This window comes from Georgenia yuyongxinii, from assembly GCF_006352065.1.
GTDB lineage: Bacteria > Actinomycetota > Actinomycetes > Actinomycetales > Actinomycetaceae > Georgenia > Georgenia yuyongxinii.
The window spans coordinates 2,563,365-2,581,696 of sequence record NZ_CP040915.1 but is presented as its reverse complement, the minus strand read 5'-3'; the positions used below and the strand labels follow the sequence as shown (position 1 = coordinate 2,581,696).

Genomic DNA, 18,332 nt, shown 5'->3' with positions numbered 1-18,332 from the left:
GCGGCGGCAGACGCGCCGTCACCGAGGACGACGGGAGACTCACGTGGACGTGCTCATCGTGGGCGGTGGGATCGGTGGGCTCACGCTCGCGCTGGAGCTGCACCAGGCCGGTATCCCGTGCAAGGTTCTCGAGGCCGCGGCGCGCCTGGAGCCGATCGGGGCCGGTATCAACCTCCTGCCGCATGCCGTGCGGGTGCTCGACCGGCTCGGTGTGGCAGGCGACCTCGAGGCCGGCTCGATCGCAACAAGGGAGTCGGTCTTCTTCAACCGGTTCGGGCAGCTCGTCTACCGGGAGCCTGCGGGCCGGCTCGCTGGTTACGAGCACCCCCAGCTGTCGATCCACCGCGCCGATGCCCAGCTGACGCTCCTGCGCGTCATGCGTGACCGCCTCGGCGCCGACGCCGTGGTGCTGGGTGCGCGGGCCACCGGCGTGGCCGAGGACGGCGACGGCGCCGTGGTCACCACCGTGGACGCGGCGGGCCGGACCGGCGAGGAGCGAGCCACCGTGGTGGTCGGCTGCGACGGCGTGCACTCGGCGATCCGGGCGCAGTTCTACCCTGACGAGGGTGATCCGCTGTACTCCGGCGTGACCATGTGGCGCGGTGTCACCCCGTGGCAACCGTTCCTCAGCGGCGCGAGCATGGTCCGAGCCGGCTGGCTGACGTCCGGCAAGATGGTGATCTACCCGGTTCGCGACGACATCGACGGCCATGGCACCCAGCTGGTCAACTGGGTCGCCGAGGTGGAGCGGCCGCGGCCGGCGCGTCGTGACTGGAACCGGGAGGGCCGGCTCGAGGACTTCATCGACGTCTTCGACGACTGGCACTTCGACTGGCTCGACGTGCCCGCGCTCATCCGCGGCGCCGAGAAGGTGCTGGAGTACCCCATGGTCGACCAGGACCCGCTGCCGCGCTGGACCTTCGGGCACACCACGCTCCTCGGCGACGCCGCACATCCGATGGTCCCGCGCGGGTCCAACGGAGCCGGCCAGGCCATCCTGGACGCCCATGCCCTGCGCGTGGCGCTCGAGGAGGTCGACGACCCAGCGGACGCGCTCGTGCGCTACGAGAAGGAACGGCTTCCCGCGACGTCCGCGGTGGTCCAGACCAATCGTCGTAATCCGCCGGACACGATCCTCAAGGAGGTCTACGAACGAACGGGTGACAAGCCGTTCACCCGGATCGAGGACGTCATCACGCGGGAGGAGATGGCCACCATCTCGGACAACTACAAGCGGGTGGCGGCGTACGACAAGGATGTCCTGCGTAGTCAGGACTAGCAGGCACGGACGGGCGGAGGGCATGACTGAGCCGGTCATCGGTGGAGCGGGCACCGCGTGGGTCCAGCACGACCCTGACGTGTGGCGGGCGGCGGCCCCGCCCTACAGCCTGGACTCGGTGGACAACGCGCTGAGGCTCATGCATGCGCTCGACGAGCGTGGCGGGCTGCGCGTGGCGGAGGCGGCCGAGCTGCTCGGCGTCGCACGTTCCACCGCGCACCGGCTCCTCGCCACGCTCCGGTTCCGCGGGTTCGCCGTGCAGGACGGCCCGGACCGGTCATACCGGCCAGGGCCGGCGCTCGTGGACGCCGGCATGCGCGCCGTCTCCCGGCTCGACCTGCGCTCGATGGCGCGGCCGCATCTCGCTGCGCTCGCCGAGGAGGTGGGGGAGACCGTCCACCTTGTCCAGCTGGAGGGCAACGGGGCCCGCTTCGTCGACGGCGTGGCGAGCCCGCAGGCGGTGCGCGTCGGGCTTCGGGTGGGCCTGGTGCTGCCCGCGCACGCGACCGCCGGCGGCAAGGCGATCCTCGCCGCGCTGCCGCCGGAGTCCGTGCGAGCGCTGTACCCGCGGGGCGTCCAGGCACTGACCGGGGCGACCCTGCCGACCGTGGACGAGATCGTGCGTCATCTGCAGGACGCGGCCCGCGCCGGTTACGCCACGAACTTCGGCGAGAGCGCCGAGGGTGTCGTGGCGCTCGGTGTCGTCGTGCGGGACCAGCAGCGTCAGCCGGTGGGGGCGATCGCGCTGGCCGCCCCGGCGGAGCGGCTGCCGCGTGCCCGCCTGCCGTTCATCGTCACGCGGATGCAGCGCGCAAGCCTGGCGATCAGCGAGGACTTCCTCGGCGCCGCGCACCAGGGGTGAGCCGGGCTCAGGAGCGCACAGGGTCGTGGGGCGCTCGGCCGCCGCCGGCGAGGAGAGCAGCCATCTCCGGCAGGTTGAAGAACTGCGCGGTGGCGCGGGCGCTCGGGGAGCCGGCGTCGGGATCCGCCCCGGCGTCGAGCAGGAGCTTCGCGATCTCGGGGTCCTGCTTGAAGACGGCACAGGTGAGGGCGTTCTGGCCACGGTCGTTGAGGCGCTCGACGTCGGCGCCGCGGGCGAGCAGGGCCTGCACAGTCGCGGCCTGCTGCCGGTACGCGGCGAGGATGAGCAGCGTGTCGCCCTTGGCGTCGGTGAGGTTCACCGGCACCCCGGCGTCGACGGCGCTGACCAGCTCGGCCGTGCCGCCCTCGCGTGCGTGGTCGAAGAGTCGGTGCGCGAACTCGAGCGCGGCGTCGTCGGGCCCTGGGGTATTCATGGTCAGAGGGTAGGTGCGATCGTGGTTAAGGCGGCGGTCAAGGTGACCCGCCGGGCGGGCCGGGGTGGTGAGGCTCACGCCGTCGGACAGGCGAACGGATTGGCACTCGCGGACGGCGATGCCCTAAAGTAGTCCACGCCCCACGGGGCAAAGTACGGGGCTATGGCGCAGTTGGTAGCGCGCTTCCATGGCATGGAAGAGGTCGAGGGTTCGAATCCCTCTAGCTCCACGTTCGAGGCCCGGATCCGCACGGATCCGGGCCTCACTCGTTCGCCGGGTTCGACGCGTCATCGCCCGGCGGTCGCCGTCAGTCGCCGCTCCAACGGGACCCTCACCCGAGGGCCTGCTCCTGGATGAACTGCGTAGCCGACCTGCCCGCGATCCCGCGCTCGCGGAGCGGGCCGTCATCCCAGCGCGCCTCGACGCGATCCTGGTGCAGGCCGGCCGCGAACACGGACGCGAGCGCGTCGTTCCTCCGCGCGAGGAGGCGCATGCCGAGCCGGGCGGCCACGGCGGGCGTGCGCCGCCGTTTCATCGGGCGGCCGGTGGCCCGTTCGGCGACGGCGATCGCCTGGTTGCGACTGATCGCCTCGGGGCCGCCGAACTCGACCACCTCGGGCGGATCGGGCTCCAGGGCGACGGCGGCCACGAGAGCGGCGACGTCGTCGACCGCCACCGGCCGCCGCCTCGTGTCGCCCCTACCGATGACCGCGGCCTTCCCGCCGGCCACGTCGAACCGGCCCAGCGGTGCAAGGTGGATGTCCTGGTAGGCGTCGGGCCGCACGATCACCGCGCGAAGCTGCGATGCCCGCAGCCGTCGCTCGATGGCCAGCTTGGCGCGTTCCATCGGGCTGCCGAGGCCGGACTCCGCGCCGGCGAACGAGAGGTACACGAACCGCTCCACCCCCGCCCTCGCGGCGGCGCCCACAAGTGCAGCCATTCCGCGTCCGTCGACCTCGACGATCGAGGGATGGCGGGCGCCGGCGAGCCGCCCGGTGATCGCCGTCGCGGTCGCCACAACTGTGGCGACCCCCTCGCAGGCGCCCGGCAAGGTCGCGGGATCTATGAGGTCCCCTTGCACGATCTCCGCGCCCACCGCACGAAGGGGCGCATCGTCGCTCCCGGCCCGCACGAGGCACCGGACCTTCTCGCCGCGATCGCGAAGGAGCCGGACGACGCGCCCGCCCAGCTGGCCGGTCCCACCGACGACAAGAATCATCGGCTCGTCCTCTCTCTTGGCGCGTGCGCGCGGGTCTCTTGGCGAGTGCGCGGGCCAAGTATGCGCCGGTGCCGTGACCTACTGCTGGCCCTGGGCGTTCTGCTCCCCGGCGATGTTGACCAACCAGGAGACACCGAACCGGTCGGTCACCATGCCGAAGGAGTCGCCCCACGGCGCCGTCTCCAGCGGCATCGCGATCTCGCCGCCGTCGGCGAGCTTGTCCCAGTAACCCCGCAGCTCGGTGTCGTCCTCGGGCCCACCGCTGAGCGAGACCGAGTAGTTGTCGCCCGTGTTGAACGGCATGGAGTTTGGGGTGTCCGCGCCCATCAGCGTGTAGCCGCGCTCGGTCTCGAGCTGGGCGTGCATGATCTTGTCCTGCTCGGCCGGGTCCTCGCTGGCCTGGTACTCAGCGAAGGTGCTCATGTTGAGCACGCCGCCGAATACGGACTTGTAGAACTCCATCGCCTGGCGGGCGTTGTCGCGGAACCCGAGGTAGGGGTTCAGACGTGCGGTCATGACATGGCCTCCAACTGGTCGGGCGAGCGTGGATGGTTGCGCATGATGCGCCCCTGAGTATTGAGGACTGCACGGGTCAGCGCGAGGGGTTTGTCGGGAGCATGCGTGCCGACTTTCGGGCCGGGGCCCGGGCTGGCGCTCGCACCGCCCGGCACGGCGTCGGGCCGTACCAGCGCAGCAGCTGCTCCTCAACCACATGGTTGACAACCGGCGGATTGCGACGTACCGTCGTCTACAACCGATGGGTTGATGACGTAAGGGGGGTGTGATGACTGAGGAGCGCCTCTCCCGGGTGTTCGCGGCGTTGGCGGACCCGACGCGGCGCGACATCGTGGCGCGGCTCGCCGTCGGCGACGCCACGGTCGGGCAGCTGGCCGCGCCCTACGACGTCACGGTGCAGGCCGTCTCCAAGCACCTCAAGGTGCTTGAGGACGCCGGCCTGGTCAGCCGCAGCAAGGACGCCCAACGGCGGCCGCGCCACCTCGAGGCAGAGGTGTTCGACCTCATGACGAAGTGGATCGAGCGGTACCGCCGGCAGGCCGAGGAGCGTTTCCAGCGCCTCGACGCCGTGCTGGCCGAGATGGATGACGCTGAGCAGGAACCCACCAACCGGCAAGGAGCAGCATCATGACCGCAACCACGAACCAGACGCGCATCGAGGCGGACCCGCAGCTGCCGGTCGTGCGCATCATCCGGGAGTTCGACGCCGCGCGGGAGCGGGTGTTCCGTGCCTGGGTGGACCGCGACCTCGTCGCCCGCTGGCTCGGTCCGAAGAGGAGCGAGATGCGGATCGACACGTGGGAGGCCCGTACCGGCGGCGGCTACCGCTACGCCGACTTCGAGGACGGCGAGGAGGTCGCCCGCTTCTTCGGGTCGTTCCATGAGGTCCGTGCGCCCGAACGCCTCGTGCAGACCTTCACCTGGGAGGGCATGCCCGACGGAGTCTCGCTGGACATCATGACCTTCGAGGACCTCGGCGACGGACGCACGCGAGTCACCTCGACGTCCGTCGTCGACTCGATCGAGGGACGCGACGCCATCATGGCCAGCGGCATGGAGGTTGGTGTCAACGAGGGCTACGAGAAGCTGGACGCGCTCCTCGCGGAGGCCTGACCGCACCGCCTCCACGACGCTGCGGCGGCCGAGTCTCGCCAGCGCGCAGGCCCGAGCCACCCGACACGGTGCCCCCGGAGCGCCGGACGCCCGCCCATCGTGGGGGGCCCGGTGCTCTGGGAGGAGTACCCAGCCGCGCACCCGGGCGCCGCGGGCGGACCTAAGGAGTCCCGAGCTCGGTGTACTTCGCGTTCGAGCCGCGGGCGAGCTCCACGGGGTACTTCACGGCGTTCTTGGCGATCTTCGCGTGCACCGCGCGGTCGAGGTCGATGCCCAGGGTGTCGGCCAGCTCGACGAGGTAGGTGAAGACGTCCGCGAGCTCGTCGGCGAGCGCCTCATGACCGGCTTCGGTGCGCGCCAGGGCGATCACGTCGTCGTCCGTGCGCCACTGCACCAGCTCGGCCAGCTCACCCACCTCGCCCACCAGCGCGAGCGTGAGGTTGCGCGGGGTGTGGAACTGCTGCCAGTCCCGCTCGTCGGCGAAGGTGCGCAGCCGGGTGAGCACGTCGGAGATGTCCATGGGGCTGGTCTACCGCAGGGGACCTGACAGGCGGTAGCGCGCCCGGGTGCCGGGCCGGTGGGCCAGACCTACCCTGGAGGTGGCAACCGAACCACACCCCCGGCGCGGTCGCCGCTCATCCACGAGATGACCAGGGAGTCGTCATGAGCCTCCTGACCCACCCGGACACCAGTCCCTCCACCAGCCCCCATAGCACCACCTTCCGCGTACCTGGCCCCTTCGACCCCGCCCACGGGCACGAGCAGGTCGTCTACTGTCACGACGCCGCCACCGGGCTGAACGCGATCATCGCGATCCACAGCACCGCCCTCGGGTCCGCGCTCGGCGGCACCCGCTTCTACCCGTACCCCACCGAGGACCACGCCCTCGCCGACGTCCTGCGCCTGTCGCGGGGCATGACCTACAAGAACGCCCTGGCGGGCCTCGACCACGGCGGCGGCAAGGCCGTCATCATCGGCGATCCCACGCACCTCAAGTCCGAGGCGCTGCTGCGGGCCTACGCCCGGTTCATCGAGTCCCTCGGGGGTCGGTACGTCACCGCGTGCGACGTCGGCACCTACGTGGCGGACATGGACTTCATCCACTGCGAGACGAGCCACGTCGTCGGGCGCAGCGAGGTCCACGGCGGCTCCGGCGACTCCTCCGTGCTGACCGCGGTCGGCGTCGTCACCGCCATGCGCGCGTGCGCCACCCACGTGTGGGGGAGCGACTCGCTGCGCGGCCGCACCGTGGGCGTCGCGGGTGTGGGGAAGGTGGGGCACCTGCTCGTCGACCACCTGCTCGACGCCGGCGCGCACGTCGTCGTCACCGACGTCAGCCCGACGGCGATCGACCGGGTCCGCACGACGCACCCGGACGTCGAAGTCGTCGACGGGGCGGACACGCTAGTGCGGTCCGACATCGACATCTACGCACCCTGCGCGCTCGGCGGGGCGCTGGACCGCACCACGGTCGAGACGCTGCGCGCACGTGTGGTGTGCGGCTCGGCCAACAACCAGCTCGCGGACGACGGCGAGGGCGGCCTCGCGGAGCGGCTCCTCGAACGGGGCATCACCTACGCCCCGGACTACCTCGTCAACGCCGGCGGCGTGATCCAGGTCAGCGACGAGGAGGAGGGCTTCGTTCTCGAGCGTGCCCGGCACCGCGTCGAGGGGCTGTTCGACACCACCCTCGCCGTGCTGCGCCGGGCCGCGGAGCAGGGCATCAGCCCCGCCCGGGCGGCGGACCACCTCGCCGAGGAGCGCATCGCCGCGGTGGGCAGCCCGCGGCCGTACCGGTCGTGAGCCCATCGCCGGCGTCGTCAGTGGCTGCCGGCGAGGTCCCGGCAACCCTCGTGCACCAGCTCGAGCGGGGCGAGGTTGACCGTGCCGAGATGACGTGGGCGAGGTTGACCGTGCCGAGACGACGCGGGGGACAATGGCCACCCCGGCGCAGCCCCGCACCCCACCGAAAGGGTCCCTGGTGTCCGAGCAGGTCGGTATCGAGCCCCCCGTCGGCGCACTCCGCGCCGACTGCGCGAGCTGCTTCGGCCTGTGCTGCGTCGCGCTCCCGCTGACCGCCTCCGCAGACTTCGCGTTCGACAAGGCGGCCGGCGAGCCGTGCCGGAACTTGCGGAAGGACTTCCGGTGCGGGATCCACAGCCGTCTGCGGCAGGAGGGCTTCCCAGGCTGCACGGTCTACGACTGCTTCGGCGCCGGCCAGCATGTCTCGCAGGTGACCTTCGGTGGGCGAAGCTGGCGCGAAGACCCCACCACGGCCGAGCAGATGTTCGCCGTCTTCCCGGTCATGCGGCAGCTGCACGAGATGCTCGTGTACCTGACAGAGGCGCTCGCCCTGCCACCGGCCCGCCCGCTCCGAGACGAGCTGTCCCGGGTGCGGCGCGAGATCGAGCTCCTCACCACCGGCTCCCCGGAACAGCTGCTTGCCGTCGACGTCGCGGCGCACCGCACCGCCGTCGGCGCGCTGCTCGGGCGGACCAGCGAGCTCGTGCGCGCCGGCGGCATGGGAGCCAGCCTGCGCGGCGCGGACCGCATCGGCGCCAACCTGCGCGGTGCGGACCTGCGGGGCGCGGACCTGCGCGGGGCCTACCTCATCGGCGCCGACCTGACGGCGGCCGACCTCCGGGTCACCGACCTTCTCGGTGCCGACCTGCGCGGCGCCGTCCTCTCGGGCGCGGACCTGACCGGCAGCATCTTCCTCACCCAGCCGCAGCTGAACGCGGCGAAGGGCGACGACGCGACCCGGCTGCCGCCGTCCTTCACCCGGCCGTCGCACTGGGACGACCGCGGCGACGGCGTTCCGCGTCACCGGCCCGGCCCGCCGACGTCCGGACGTCGCTAACCCGCAGACCAGCGCCCCCCGCGCACGCCATACTGCGGCATGGACTGGCCCTCGCAGGAGTACAACGCACCCCTCGACCGTGCGCACGCCCACGTCCGCGCCTGGCTCGGCACCCTCGCCGATCGGCCCGTGCCGCCCCGGGCCGGCATCGACGAGCTCGTCGCCGCCCTCGGACCCGAGCTCCCCGAGGCACCGACACCCGCCGTCGAGGTGGTCGACCATCTCGCCGCCGTCGCCGACGCGGGGCTGACGGCGATGCCCTCGGGCCGGTTCTTCGGGTTCGTCATCGGGGGCACGCTGCCGGCGGCGCTGGCCGCCGACTGGCTCGTCAGCGCATGGGACCAGAACTCCGGGCTGCGCAAGCTCACTCCCGCGCACTCGGCGCTCGAGGACCTCGCTGCCGCCTGGCTGCGCGAGCTGCTCGAGCTGCCCGCGGAGTCGGCGGTCGGGTTCGTCACCGGTGGGACGATGGCGAACTTCACCTGTCTGGCCGCCGCCCGCGACGAGGTGCTGCGGTGGGCGGGGTGGCCGGTGGCCGAGCGGGGGCTGACCGGCGCACCGCGGCTGCGCGTTGTGGTGGGCGCCGAGCGGCACGACACCGTCGACCTCGCCCTGCGTTACCTGGGCCTGGGGGCGCCGGAGGTGGTCGCCGCCGACGACCAGGGCCGCCTGCGCCCGGACGCGCTCGCGGCGGCCCTGGATGCCGGCCCGGACGGACCGACGATCGTCTGCCTGCAGGCCGGCAACGTGCACTCCGGCGCCTTTGACCCCTTCGCCGAGGCCATCGAGATCGCGCACCGGCACGGGGCGTGGGTGCACGTCGACGGCGCGTTCGGGCTGTGGGCCGCGGCCTCGCCCACCACCCGGCCGCTGCTCGACGGGTACGACCAGGCCGACTCCTGGGCCACCGACGCCCACAAGACCCTCAACGTCCCCTACGACTGCGGGATAGCCGTCGTGCGGGACCGGGCCGCGCTGCGGGCGGCGATGGGCATGCACGCCGCTTACCTCATCGCCGACGACGCCGGCGACCCGCTGGACACCGTCCCCGAGCTGTCCCGCCGCGCCCGCGCGGTGCCGGTCTGGGCGGCGCTGCGGTCCCTGGGCCGCTCGGGCACCAGCGAGCTTGTCGAACGGTTCTGCCGGCACGCGCGTGCGTTCGCCGACGGGCTGGCGGCGATGGACGGCGTTGAGGTGCTCAACGACGTGGTGTTCACCCAGGTGTGCGCCACGTTCGGCGACGACACGCGCACCCGCCGGGTGGTCGAGGGCATGCTGGCGGACGGGACGGCCTGGATGACCGGCTCGCGGTGGCGCGACCAGGACGTGCTGCGCATCTCGGTGAGCAACTGGTCCACGAGCGAGGACGACGTCGAGCGCAGCCTGGCGGCGGTCCGGCGGGTGCTCGAGCGGGTGTGACACCCCTCGTGCCGCAGACCGTCGGGACAGTCGGGGTGGCCACGCTCGCTCTGGCTGTCTCCGCTGCCCTCGTGTTCGGCGTCGGTGACGCGATCGGGTTCATGAGCGCCAGCGCCGAGGCGCTCTTCGTCGTCTCGTGGATTCTCGGCTGGGCGCTCCTGGTCTGGGCGATGATCCTCGGTGGACTCGGCGCGGTTCAGCTCGTGCGCCGGCTCGTCTCTCGACGGAGTCCGGCATGGTCCGAGGTCCTGCTCCTCGTCGCAGGCGCCGCTGTCATCGTCGCGGTGATCTGGACGCACCCGCCGGTGGGAAGCGGCTCGGGTCTGGGATAGCGGCCACGCAGCGGGCCCCGTTCAACCACCGAACGTGATGCTCGATGAGCTGCTCGGCGTCGGCCTCGAACGGGGCGGCGTCCTTAACGTCCTCGTCGCGCACCACGATGCTGAGCGTGCCGCCGTGCGGGTGGCTGACCAGGTAGAGCGTGTCGGTGGTGCCGGCGAGGGGGGACGTAGTCGAGCGGCGGCCAGCCGTCGTCAGCTGCCCCGCGGGAGAGGAGGGGGTCGAACGGGTCGGCCTCGCAGGTCACTCGGAGGACGTACCCGGGTGCGCCTGCCACCTGTACGCGGTCGGTTCCACGGACGACCCCGCCGACTTGGCAGGGCCGGGAGCCGCGCCGGTCACTGCCGGCGCCACGTCCGTGCACACCGCCGCGCCCGGGCGTCTTGACGGCCGACGTGACCCGCGCCATACTCCGTGTAAACGATTACGCAATCGTTTACACGGCACAGAGACCAGCAACGGAGCGGCAACGTCGATGGCGACGATCAAGGACGTGGCACAGCGGGCGCGGGTATCCACCGCGTCCGTCTCTCGCGTGCTGTCCGGGGACGCTCGCACCTCACCCGAGATGCGCGAGCGGGTCCTCGCCGCCGCCCGTGAGCTGCGCTTCCGCCCCAACGCGGTGGCCCGGTCGCTTCGCTCCACGGGCACCCGCACCATCGGGCTGGTGGTCTCGGACCTGCTCAACCCGTTCTTCACGGAGCTGACCCGGGCGGTGGAGGACGCCGCGCGCGCCGCCGGCTACGCCGTCATCGTCGGGAACGCCGACGAGAGCCCGGAGCAGCAGGACCACTACGTGCGCATCCTGCTTGGTCGGCAGGTGGACGGGCTCATCGTCGTGCCCACGGTGGAGACCTCGCCCCTGCTGCACGAGGCGGCCGCCAGCGACCACAACATCGTCCTGGTGGATCGCCCCGCCGAGCGCGTCGACGCCCCGATCGCCCTCGCCGACGGCGCGGCCGCCATCGACCAGCTCGTCGACCACCTGGTGACGACCGGACGGCGTCGCCTGGCGATCCTCGCCGGGCCCGACCTCGCGGGCTCCTCCCGGGAGCGGCTCGCCGCCTTCCGCGCCGCCGTCGCACGGTACGGCCTCGACCTGCCGGAGTCCCGAGTCGTCCACGGCGACTTCCGCGCCGGGTCCGGCCACGACGCTCTCGCCGGGCTGCTGACCGGGGACGACGCGCCGGACGCCGTGTTCGTCGCCAACGGCCCGATGGCTCTCGGGGCGCTGCAGCACTTGGCCGAGGCCGGCGAGCGAGCGCCGCGCGTGCCGGATGACCTCGCGCTCGCCGTGTTCGACGACATGCCGTGGTTCTCCCTGCTGCGCCCGACCCTGACCGCCATCCAGCAGCCCACCGCCGCGCTGGGGGAGCGGGCGCTGGCCATGCTCCTCGCCCGGATCCGCGGCGAGGACGTCCCCGACGAGCGGCTGGAGTGCCGGCTCGTCCTCCGTGAGTCCACCGAACCGAGGAGCGCGCGATGACAGATGACGGCCCACCGACCTCGGCGACGCCCGGCGCGCCGGCACCTGGCGCGCCAGCACCCGACGCGCCGGCACCCGACGCGCCGGCACCCGGCGGGGCGATCGCAGCCGGCCCACCCGGCGCGGAGCTCCTCCGCGTCGAGGGGCTCGGCAAACGGTTCCCCGGGGTGGTCGCCCTGGACGGGATCTCCTTCGACCTGCACGCAGGGGAGGTGCACGTTCTCCTCGGCGAGAACGGCGCCGGGAAGTCCACCCTCATCAAGTGCCTGGCGGGGGTCTACCAGCCGGATGCCGGCGCCATCTACGTCGACGGCGAGCGGACGCACCTGCCCACGACCGCCGCAGCCGAGGCCCACGGCATCGCCACCATCCACCAGGAGTTCAACCTCGTCCCGCAGCTGAGCGTGGCCGAGAACGTGCTCCTCGGGCGGCAGCCGCGCCGCCTCGGCGTCATCGACAAGCGCCGCATGAACGCCGTGGCGCGCAAGGCGCTCGCCCGCGTGGGGCTCAAGGTCGATCCGCGCACCCCGGTGGCCAGCCTCGGCGTAGCCCGTCAGCAGCTGGTGGAGATCGCCAAGGCGCTCAGCCTGGAGGCCCGGGTCCTCATCCTCGACGAGCCGACGGCGGCCCTCACCGACGACGAGGTCGACCGCCTCCTCGGCCTCATGACCGAGCTGCGCGACGCTGGGGTGGGCCTGATCTTCATCTCCCACCACCTCGACGAGATCCGCCGCATCGGCAGCCGCGTCACCGTGCTGCGTGACGGCCGATCGGTCGGTACCGTCCCCGCCACCACCAGCACCGACGACCTCGTGCGCATGATGGTCGGCCGCTCCATCGAGGCCCAGTTCCCGCGTGAGCGGACCAGCGTGGGTGATGAGCTGCTCCGGGTGGAGCATCTGACCCGGCCCGGCACCTTCGAGGACATCACCTTCACGGTCCGTGCGGGCGAGGTCGTGGGCTTGGCGGGGCTCGTCGGCGCCGGGCGCACCGAGGTGCTCCGCGCCGTCTTCGGGGCCGACCCGTACAGCTCCGGCACGGTCACCGTGCGCGGCAAGCCGTTCCCACGCCACAACGTCCACGCCGCCATCGGCGCGGGGCTCGGCCTGGTGCCCGAGGACCGCAAGGCCCAGGGGCTCATGCTCGGCGCCAGCGTGACCGAGAACGTCGGCCTCGTCTCGCTGCCCAAGGCCACCCGCGCCGGCGTGGTGAACCGCGGCTGGCTGCGGGACCTGGCCGTCCGCACCGTCAAGGACCTGAGCATCCGCACGCCGTCGGTCGCCGCCCTGGTGCGCAACCTCTCGGGGGGCAACCAGCAGAAGGTCGTCATGGGCAAGTGGCTCGCCGCCGACCCGGCCGTCCTCCTGCTCGACGAGCCCACCCGCGGCGTCGACGTCGGGGCGAAGGTCGAGATCTACCAGCTCATCAACAAGCTCACCGCGTCCGGGCGGGGGGTGCTCATGGTCTCCTCCGAGCTTCCGGAGGTCCTGGGCATCTGCGACCGGATCCTCGTCATGGCCCAAGGTCGCCTCGTCGGCGAGCTCACCCACGAAGAAGCCACCCAGGACGCCGTCATGTCCCTGGCCGTCACCGAAGTGGAGTCCACCCGTGTCCACTGACACCCCCACCCGTCAGGCCCGCGCCGGGGCGCTGGGCACCCGCGCCCAGGTGCTGCTGAGCCAGAACGGCGCACTGGTCGCGCTCATCGTGCTGGGCGCCGTCATGGCGTTCCTCAGCCCCGTCTTCCTCAGCACCCAGAACATGCTCAACATCGGCGTGCAGGCCGCAGTGGTGGCGATCCTCGCCTTCGGGCAGACCTTCGTCATCGTGGCCGCCGGCATCGACCTCTCGGTCGGCTCGGTCGCCGCTCTGGCGGGCATCGTCACTGGCTACACGGCCAGCACCATGGGCATCAACCCGATCATCGCGATCCTCGCCGGCCTGATCACCGGCGTTGCGGCCGGCTTCATCAGCGGCGCGCTGGTCGCCTACGGCAAGCTGCCGGCGTTCATCGCCACCCTGGCCATGCTCTCGATCGCCCGCGGGCTCGCGCTCGTGCTCTCCGGCGGCGTGCCGCTGGCCCAACCGCCCGCCGTCGCCTGGTTGGGGCAGACCATCGGCGGCTGGCTGCCGGTCCCGGTGGTCATCATGATCGTCTTCGGCGTGCTGGCGGCGTTCATCCTGAACCGGACCTACACGGGCCGGGCGATGTACGCGATCGGCGGCAACGAGGAGGCGGCACGGCTGTCGGGGATCAACGTCAAGCGGCAGCAGCTCATCATCTTCTCCCTGGCCGGGTTCTACTCCGCCGTCGCCGGGCTGGTGCTCGCCGGGCGTCTCGCCTCCGGTCAGCCCCAGGCCGCGTCCGGCTACGAGCTCGACGCGATCGCCGCCGTCGTCATCGGCGGTGCGAGCCTCGCCGGGGGGCAGGGCCGCGCCTTCGGTACCTTCGTCGGCGCGCTCGTGCTCGCCGTGATCCGCAACGGCCTGAACCTGCTGAACGTCTCCTCGTTCTGGCAGCAGGTGGCCATCGGCGTGGTCATCGCCCTCGCCGTCCTCACCGACACCCTCCGCCGTCGTCGCGTCTGACGACGGCGCCTCCTTCATCCCCAACCCCCCCACGCGGCCGGAACGCCCCGGCCGCACCAGAAAGGAACACCCGCAATGCACAAGCGCATCGCACGGTTCGCCGCCTTCGCGGCGGCGGCCACCCTCACCCTGGCCGCCTGCGGCGGCCAGGACTCCAACAACCCGACCGGTGACGAGGCCACGTCTGGCGGTGGTGGGGCCTCCGGTGCCACCATCGGCCTGGCGCTGTCGACCTTGAACAACCCGTTCTTCGTCTCCCTGCGCGACGGCGCCCAGGCGGCGGCCGACGAGGCCGGGGCCAAGCTGACAGTCACCGACGCCCGTGACGACGCCACCCAGCAGGCCGACCAGGTGGCCAACTTCCAGACCCAGCAGCTCGACGCCGTCATCATCAACCCCGTCGACTCCGACGCCGCCGGGCCGATCGTCTCGCCGCTGGTCTCGGGGAACGTTCCCGTCGTCGCCGTGGACCGCGCGGTCAACGGCGCCGAGGTGAACGCCTTCGTGGCGTCGGACAACGTCGAGGGCGGCAAGCAGGCCGCCGACGCGCTCGCCGCGGCCATCGGTGAGAAGGGCCAGATCATCGTGCTGCAGGGTGTGGCCGGCACCTCCGCCTCCCGCGAGCGTGGGCAGGGCTTCACCGAGGGGATCGCCGCCTACCCGGACATCAAGGTGGTCGCTACTCAGCCGGCCGACTTCGACCGCGCCCAGGGCCTCGACGTCGCCACCAACCTCATGCAGGCCAACCCCGACGTCGTCGGCATCTTCGCCGAGAACGACGAGATGGCCCTCGGTGCCATCCAGGCCCTCGGCGACCGGGCCGGCAAGGACGTCTTCGTCGTCGGCTTCGACGGCACCGACGACGCACAGACCGCCATCAAGGCCGGCACGATGCAGGCCTCGATCGCCCAGCAGCCGGAGGAGCTCGGCAAGAGCGCCGTCGAGACGGCGCTGAAGCTCATCAACGGCGAGGACGTCGAGGCGACGATCTCCGTGCCGGTGGTGGTCCTGACCAAGGACAACCTCTAGGCCGAACCTTTGCGCGCCGAGATGTCACCCGCCCCCTGCGGCGAGATGTCATCTGCTCCGCGAGATGTCATCTCCTCCGCCAGATGTCGGCCGGCTCGGCCGGCATCTGGCGGGCGGCGAGGTCTCGGCGCGCATCCGGGTTACACCAAGGAGAAGAGAACACCGTGGCAGGCAGCAAGATCGTGGTCGTGGGCTCGGCCAACGCCGACCTCGTGCTCGACATCGACCACCGGCCCACAGCCGGGGAGACCGTGCTCGGTTCCGACCTCGTCGTCACCCCCGGCGGCAAGGGCGCGAACCAGGCCGTGGCGGCGGGCCGGCTCGGCGGTGACGTCGCCTTCGTCGGCTGCGTCGGCGAGGACGCCTACGGTGACATGCTGCGGCGCTCCCTCGCCGACGCCGGCGTCGACGTCACCCACCTTCGCGCGGTGGACGCACCGAGCGGCAACGCCATCATCCTCATCACGCCCGACGGCGAGAACTCGATCATCGTCTCGCCGGCCGCCAACCGGCACGTGAGCGTCGAGGCGGTCGAGAAGGTCCGGCCGGCCTGGGAGGAAGCGGCGGTGGTGGTGCTCCAGCTCGAGATCCCGCTGGAGACCGTCGCCCACGTGGCCACCGAAGCGGCGTCGGCCGGGGCCCGGGTGATCGTCAACGCCGCACCCGCGGCCGCACTGCCTCCCGAGGTGCTCGCCGTCGCGAACCCGCTGGTGGTCAACGAGTCCGAGGCGGACCTCCTCCTCGGCCAGGCTCCCGAGACGACGGCGGCACCCGAGACGACGGCGCGCGCCCTGCTAGACCTGGGGGCCCGCTCGGTCGTGCTCACCCTCGGCGGCGACGGCGCGGCCTACGCCGAGCGGGACGCGTCCGTCGGGCACGTGCCTGCCCGGGAGGTCACCGCGGTAGACACCACCGGGGCGGGCGACGCGTTCGTCGGGGCGCTCGCCGTCGAGCTCGCTGACGGCGCCGACCTGCGCTCCGCCGTCGAGCTGGCCACAGACGTCGCGGGAATCGCGGTCGGTCGCCGCGGCGCCCAGGCGTCCTACCCCGACCGGTCGGAGGTGGCCCGATGAAGCGGCGCGGCATCCTCAACGACGCCCTGGCCGGGGCCATCGCCCGGCTCGGCCACACGGACCTGGTGGTCGTGGGGGACTGCGGACTGCCCCGCCCGCCGGGCGTGCCGGTCGTGGACCTCGCCGTGACCTTCGGCGTGCCGACGTTTGCCCAGGTCGTGGATCTGCTCGCAGACGAGCTCGTCGTGGAGCAGGCCACCATGGCCAGCGAGACTCGCGAGGCCAACCCGGCCGCCCTGCGGCTGGTCACTGAGCACTTCGGAGACCCCCGCCGGGTGCGTCACGAGGACCTCAAAGCCCTCTCAGGGACGGCGCGGCTGTTCGTCCGGACCGGTGAGGCGTCGCCCTACGCCAACGTGGTGCTGCGGTGCGGGGTGCCGTTCTGACCGACGCGGCGTTGCACCGCGGAGACGCCGCGGAAGGAGCGGCGCCGGGCAGACCGTGCCCCGGTCAGAGGAGGCAGTACCACGCCTCGTCGGTGTCCTCCGGTACGTCGAAGGGCCGCAACGTCGCCGGCGCCACCGTCACCCCGTAGCTCACGGTCTCGATGCCGCGCCAGGCGTTGTACGCGGCCGCCTGCGCCGCGGACCGTGCGCCGCTCGCCGCGAAGCCCCGCGGGACCCCCTGCTCCACGAGCGCGGTGAACACCGCAGTCCCGTAGGCGGCGAGGTCCACCACCGGGTCGGTGGGCACGGCGGCGTCCCGCACCACAGGAGCGGACCTCGCCTGATAGGCCGCGCCCCGTGCCGCCAGCCGGGCACCGTCGGCGGCCCAGCCGCGGGAGAGGTCCTCGCCGCGCAGTGCGGCGAAGACCGCGGCGCCGTGCGCGGCAGGTGCCAGGGTCCGGGCGAGCGCGACGTCGGCTGCGGCGTCGGGCGCGGCGCAGGAGGTGCGCGGCGTATCCGTCTCGACCTGGGGCATCGTCGTCTCGCCGGTGCCCTCGAGGTCCGTGGTGGTGGCGTGCGCGCCGGTAACCGATACCAGGATCCCGGCGGCGGCCAGCACCGCCATCGTGGCTGAGCGTTTCATCGTGGCCTTCTCTCGGTCGGGCCGGGCGGCCTGACGGGGTGGGTTCTCCGCCGTCGCTCCGGTGCCTCGATCGAGAGCCTGCAAGACGGTGCTCTAGGACTCCTCTCCGTGGGCCGCTCTAGGCCGCTCTACGCCGGGTTCGAGCGCCCGCTCTCGCGGCAGGCGCAGGTGCCCCTGGCCCACGAGAATCCCCACGATCACCAGCAGCGCCCCGAGCGGCTGGTTGAGCGTGAAGGTCTCACCCAGCACGACGACGCCGAGCACCACCCCGACCACCGGCGTCAGGTAGGTCACGGTGGAGGCGAGCGTGGCGCCCCAGGCGCGCACCACGTCGAAGTTCCAGATGTAGGCGACGCCGGTGCTCAGCGCGCCGAGCGCGACGACGGAGGCCACGATGGCGCCGTCCAGGGCAACCGGGTCGGTCGCGACGAACGGTGCGAGCAGGACCATGATCAGCGCGGCGATGCCGATCTGGGTGGCCGAGACCGTCACGGCGTCGTAGCCAGAGCCCGCCAGGTACCGGCGCATGTAGACGTAGCCAGCGCCGTAGCACGTGGTGGCGCCGAGGGCCGCGAGCTGACCGAGCAGGAAGTGGTCCCCGCCCGGCTCGGTGACCAGCGTCCACGGCGCGGCGATGACGACGACGCCGGCCGCCGCCAGCGCGAGGGCGGCCGCGCGCACCGCCGTCAGCCGCTCCTGCGGCAGGGCGACGAGCGAGATGAGGAGCGTCATGACAGGGGTCGTGGCGTTGTAGATGCTCGACAGCCCCGACGGGATGTGCTGTCCCGCCCACGCGAAGAGCAGGAACGGCACCACGCACAGCACCAGGGCGAGGACCGTGAGGTGGCCCAGCGTGCGCCGCTCGCGCGGCCAGCGCCGCCCGGTGAGGAGCATGATCGTCGTGAGCACGGCGGCGCCGACGACCAGCCGCCCCAGGGCCAGCTGGGCGGGGGAGATGCCCTCGACCGCGACCCGGATGAAGAGGAAGCTTGATCCCCACATCAGCGCCACCGCGGCGAACTTCGCCGCCGTGTGCGGGCCACCCTGGGCCATGGAGCCTCCTGTCTGCCGTCGACGATCGTCGCC

At 72.4% G+C, this 18,332-nt stretch carries 18 protein-coding genes, 1 tRNA gene and 1 pseudogene; 14 read left to right on the top strand and 6 right to left on the bottom strand.

Translation table 11 applies throughout. The features are described from left to right. Positions 1-43 precede the first annotated feature (43 nt). The gene (locus FE374_RS11800; RefSeq protein WP_139929305.1) at positions 44-1,279 is read left to right on the top strand and encodes a flavin-dependent oxidoreductase; all 1,236 of its coding nucleotides are present in this window, start codon (positions 44-46) and stop codon (positions 1,277-1,279) included. A 22-nt stretch (positions 1,280-1,301) separates the two neighbouring features. Beyond that, positions 1,302-2,141, top strand: a complete 840-nt coding sequence (locus FE374_RS11795) for an IclR family transcriptional regulator (protein WP_223173527.1) — start codon at positions 1,302-1,304, stop codon at positions 2,139-2,141. 7 nt (positions 2,142-2,148) lie between these two features. On the opposite strand, the gene FE374_RS11790 is transcribed toward FE374_RS11795, so the two are convergent. Continuing rightward, positions 2,149-2,574, bottom strand: a complete 426-nt coding sequence (locus tag FE374_RS11790) for an ankyrin repeat domain-containing protein (protein ID WP_139929303.1) — start codon at positions 2,572-2,574, stop codon at positions 2,149-2,151. 156 nt (positions 2,575-2,730) lie between these two features. Between FE374_RS11790 and FE374_RS11785 the strand changes: the two genes are divergently transcribed. After that, positions 2,731-2,803 (top strand) — tRNA-Ala (locus FE374_RS11785). A 102-nt stretch (positions 2,804-2,905) separates the two neighbouring features. Here the strand turns inward: FE374_RS11785 and FE374_RS11780 are convergent. Next, positions 2,906-3,793, bottom strand: a complete 888-nt coding sequence (locus tag FE374_RS11780) for an SDR family oxidoreductase (RefSeq protein ID WP_139929301.1) — start codon at positions 3,791-3,793, stop codon at positions 2,906-2,908. Positions 3,794-3,871: 78 nt separating this feature from the next. Beyond that, the gene (locus FE374_RS11775; RefSeq protein WP_139929299.1) at positions 3,872-4,309 is read right to left on the bottom strand and encodes a VOC family protein; all 438 of its coding nucleotides are present in this window, start codon (positions 4,307-4,309) and stop codon (positions 3,872-3,874) included. A gap of 268 nt (positions 4,310-4,577) precedes the next feature. Here FE374_RS11775 and FE374_RS11770 point away from each other — a divergent pair, with 268 nt between their 5' ends. Both FE374_RS11770 and FE374_RS11765 read left to right on the top strand, forming a co-directional pair. Continuing rightward, on the top strand, positions 4,578-4,940 hold the full coding sequence (locus FE374_RS11770; RefSeq protein ID WP_139929297.1) for an ArsR/SmtB family transcription factor: 363 nt from the start codon (positions 4,578-4,580) through the stop codon (positions 4,938-4,940). Next, complete coding sequence (locus FE374_RS11765; protein ID WP_139929295.1) at positions 4,937-5,422, top strand: SRPBCC family protein; 486 nt, start codon at positions 4,937-4,939, stop codon at positions 5,420-5,422. Before FE374_RS11770 ends, FE374_RS11765 begins: the two co-directional genes overlap by 4 nt. A 160-nt stretch (positions 5,423-5,582) precedes the next feature. Here FE374_RS11765 and FE374_RS11760 read toward each other — a convergent pair whose 3' ends face one another. Continuing rightward, the gene (locus FE374_RS11760; RefSeq protein ID WP_139929293.1) at positions 5,583-5,942 is read right to left on the bottom strand and encodes a nucleotide pyrophosphohydrolase; all 360 of its coding nucleotides are present in this window, start codon (positions 5,940-5,942) and stop codon (positions 5,583-5,585) included. Positions 5,943-6,085: 143 nt separating this feature from the next. Here FE374_RS11760 and FE374_RS11755 point away from each other — a divergent pair, with 143 nt between their 5' ends. The 9 genes and pseudogenes from FE374_RS11755 to rbsD all read left to right on the top strand — a co-directional run bounded on the left by FE374_RS11755 (position 6,086) and on the right by rbsD (position 16,603). Further along, on the top strand, positions 6,086-7,225 hold the full coding sequence (locus tag FE374_RS11755) for a Glu/Leu/Phe/Val dehydrogenase dimerization domain-containing protein (protein WP_139929291.1): 1,140 nt from the start codon (positions 6,086-6,088) through the stop codon (positions 7,223-7,225). A gap of 133 nt (positions 7,226-7,358) precedes the next feature. Continuing rightward, entirely contained in the window at positions 7,359-8,282 is a 924-nt protein-coding gene (locus tag FE374_RS11750; protein ID WP_139929289.1) for a pentapeptide repeat-containing protein, read from the top strand. A 39-nt stretch (positions 8,283-8,321) separates the two neighbouring features. Further along, positions 8,322-9,701: a pyridoxal phosphate-dependent decarboxylase family protein gene (locus FE374_RS11745; RefSeq protein ID WP_139929287.1), complete on the top strand. Its 1,380-nt coding sequence runs from the start codon at positions 8,322-8,324 to the stop codon at positions 9,699-9,701. An 8-nt stretch (positions 9,702-9,709) separates the two neighbouring features. Then, entirely contained in the window at positions 9,710-10,033 is a 324-nt protein-coding gene (locus FE374_RS11740) for a hypothetical protein (protein ID WP_139929285.1), read from the top strand. A gap of 482 nt (positions 10,034-10,515) precedes the next feature. Next, positions 10,516-11,526 carry a LacI family DNA-binding transcriptional regulator gene (locus FE374_RS11735; RefSeq protein WP_139929283.1) on the top strand — a complete coding sequence of 337 codons (1,011 nt, stop codon included), beginning with the start codon at positions 10,516-10,518 and terminating at the stop codon, positions 11,524-11,526. Further along, entirely contained in the window at positions 11,523-13,145 is a 1,623-nt protein-coding gene (locus tag FE374_RS11730) for a sugar ABC transporter ATP-binding protein (protein ID WP_139929281.1), read from the top strand. Before FE374_RS11735 ends, FE374_RS11730 begins: the two co-directional genes overlap by 4 nt. Further along, positions 13,135-15,144, top strand: a pseudogene (locus tag FE374_RS20405) (ABC transporter permease/substrate-binding protein). Before FE374_RS11730 ends, FE374_RS20405 begins: the two are co-directional and overlap by 11 nt. Positions 15,145-15,308: 164 nt before the next feature. Beyond that, positions 15,309-16,217, top strand: coding sequence for a ribokinase (gene rbsK / locus FE374_RS11720; RefSeq protein WP_230978279.1), 909 nt, complete (start codon positions 15,309-15,311; stop codon positions 16,215-16,217). Further along, positions 16,214-16,603 (top strand): D-ribose pyranase, encoded by a 390-nt coding sequence (rbsD, locus tag FE374_RS11715; RefSeq protein ID WP_139929277.1) that lies wholly within the window; start codon positions 16,214-16,216, stop codon positions 16,601-16,603. The genes rbsK and rbsD overlap by 4 nt, the downstream gene beginning before the upstream one ends. Positions 16,604-16,667: 64 nt before the next feature. Here the strand turns inward: rbsD and FE374_RS11710 are convergent, their stop codons facing one another. Beyond that, positions 16,668-17,246, bottom strand: coding sequence for a hypothetical protein (locus FE374_RS11710; protein WP_139929275.1), 579 nt, complete (start codon positions 17,244-17,246; stop codon positions 16,668-16,670). A 93-nt stretch (positions 17,247-17,339) separates the two neighbouring features. Beyond that, positions 17,340-18,299 carry a DMT family transporter gene (locus FE374_RS11705; protein WP_139929273.1) on the bottom strand — a complete coding sequence of 320 codons (960 nt, stop codon included), beginning with the start codon at positions 18,297-18,299 and terminating at the stop codon, positions 17,340-17,342. Positions 18,300-18,332 lie beyond the last annotated feature (33 nt).

Bases quoted from the DNA above. Each gene is read 5' to 3' on its own strand.
- rbsD (WP_139929277.1), top strand. From the start codon at position 16,214: ATGAAGCGGCGCGGCATCCTCAACGACGCCCTGGCCGGGGCCATCGCC.
- FE374_RS11765 (WP_139929295.1), top strand. From the start codon at position 4,937: ATGACCGCAACCACGAACCAGACGCGCATCGAGGCGGACCCGCAGCTG.
- FE374_RS11790 (WP_139929303.1), bottom strand. From the start codon at position 2,574: ATGAATACCCCAGGGCCCGACGACGCCGCGCTCGAGTTCGCGCACCGA.
- FE374_RS11735 (WP_139929283.1), top strand. From the start codon at position 10,516: ATGGCGACGATCAAGGACGTGGCACAGCGGGCGCGGGTATCCACCGCG.
- FE374_RS11780 (WP_139929301.1), bottom strand. From the start codon at position 3,793: ATGATTCTTGTCGTCGGTGGGACCGGCCAGCTGGGCGGGCGCGTCGTC.
- FE374_RS11760 (WP_139929293.1), bottom strand. From the start codon at position 5,942: ATGGACATCTCCGACGTGCTCACCCGGCTGCGCACCTTCGCCGACGAG.
- FE374_RS11710 (WP_139929275.1), bottom strand. From the start codon at position 17,246: ATGAAACGCTCAGCCACGATGGCGGTGCTGGCCGCCGCCGGGATCCTG.
- FE374_RS11755 (WP_139929291.1), top strand. From the start codon at position 6,086: ATGAGCCTCCTGACCCACCCGGACACCAGTCCCTCCACCAGCCCCCAT.
- FE374_RS11750 (WP_139929289.1), top strand. From the start codon at position 7,359: ATGGCCACCCCGGCGCAGCCCCGCACCCCACCGAAAGGGTCCCTGGTG.
- FE374_RS11745 (WP_139929287.1), top strand. From the start codon at position 8,322: ATGGACTGGCCCTCGCAGGAGTACAACGCACCCCTCGACCGTGCGCAC.
- FE374_RS11770 (WP_139929297.1), top strand. From the start codon at position 4,578: ATGACTGAGGAGCGCCTCTCCCGGGTGTTCGCGGCGTTGGCGGACCCG.
- FE374_RS11705 (WP_139929273.1), bottom strand. From the start codon at position 18,299: ATGGCCCAGGGTGGCCCGCACACGGCGGCGAAGTTCGCCGCGGTGGCG.
- FE374_RS11730 (WP_139929281.1), top strand. From the start codon at position 11,523: ATGACAGATGACGGCCCACCGACCTCGGCGACGCCCGGCGCGCCGGCA.
- FE374_RS11795 (WP_223173527.1), top strand. From the start codon at position 1,302: ATGACTGAGCCGGTCATCGGTGGAGCGGGCACCGCGTGGGTCCAGCAC.
- FE374_RS11775 (WP_139929299.1), bottom strand. From the start codon at position 4,309: ATGACCGCACGTCTGAACCCCTACCTCGGGTTCCGCGACAACGCCCGC.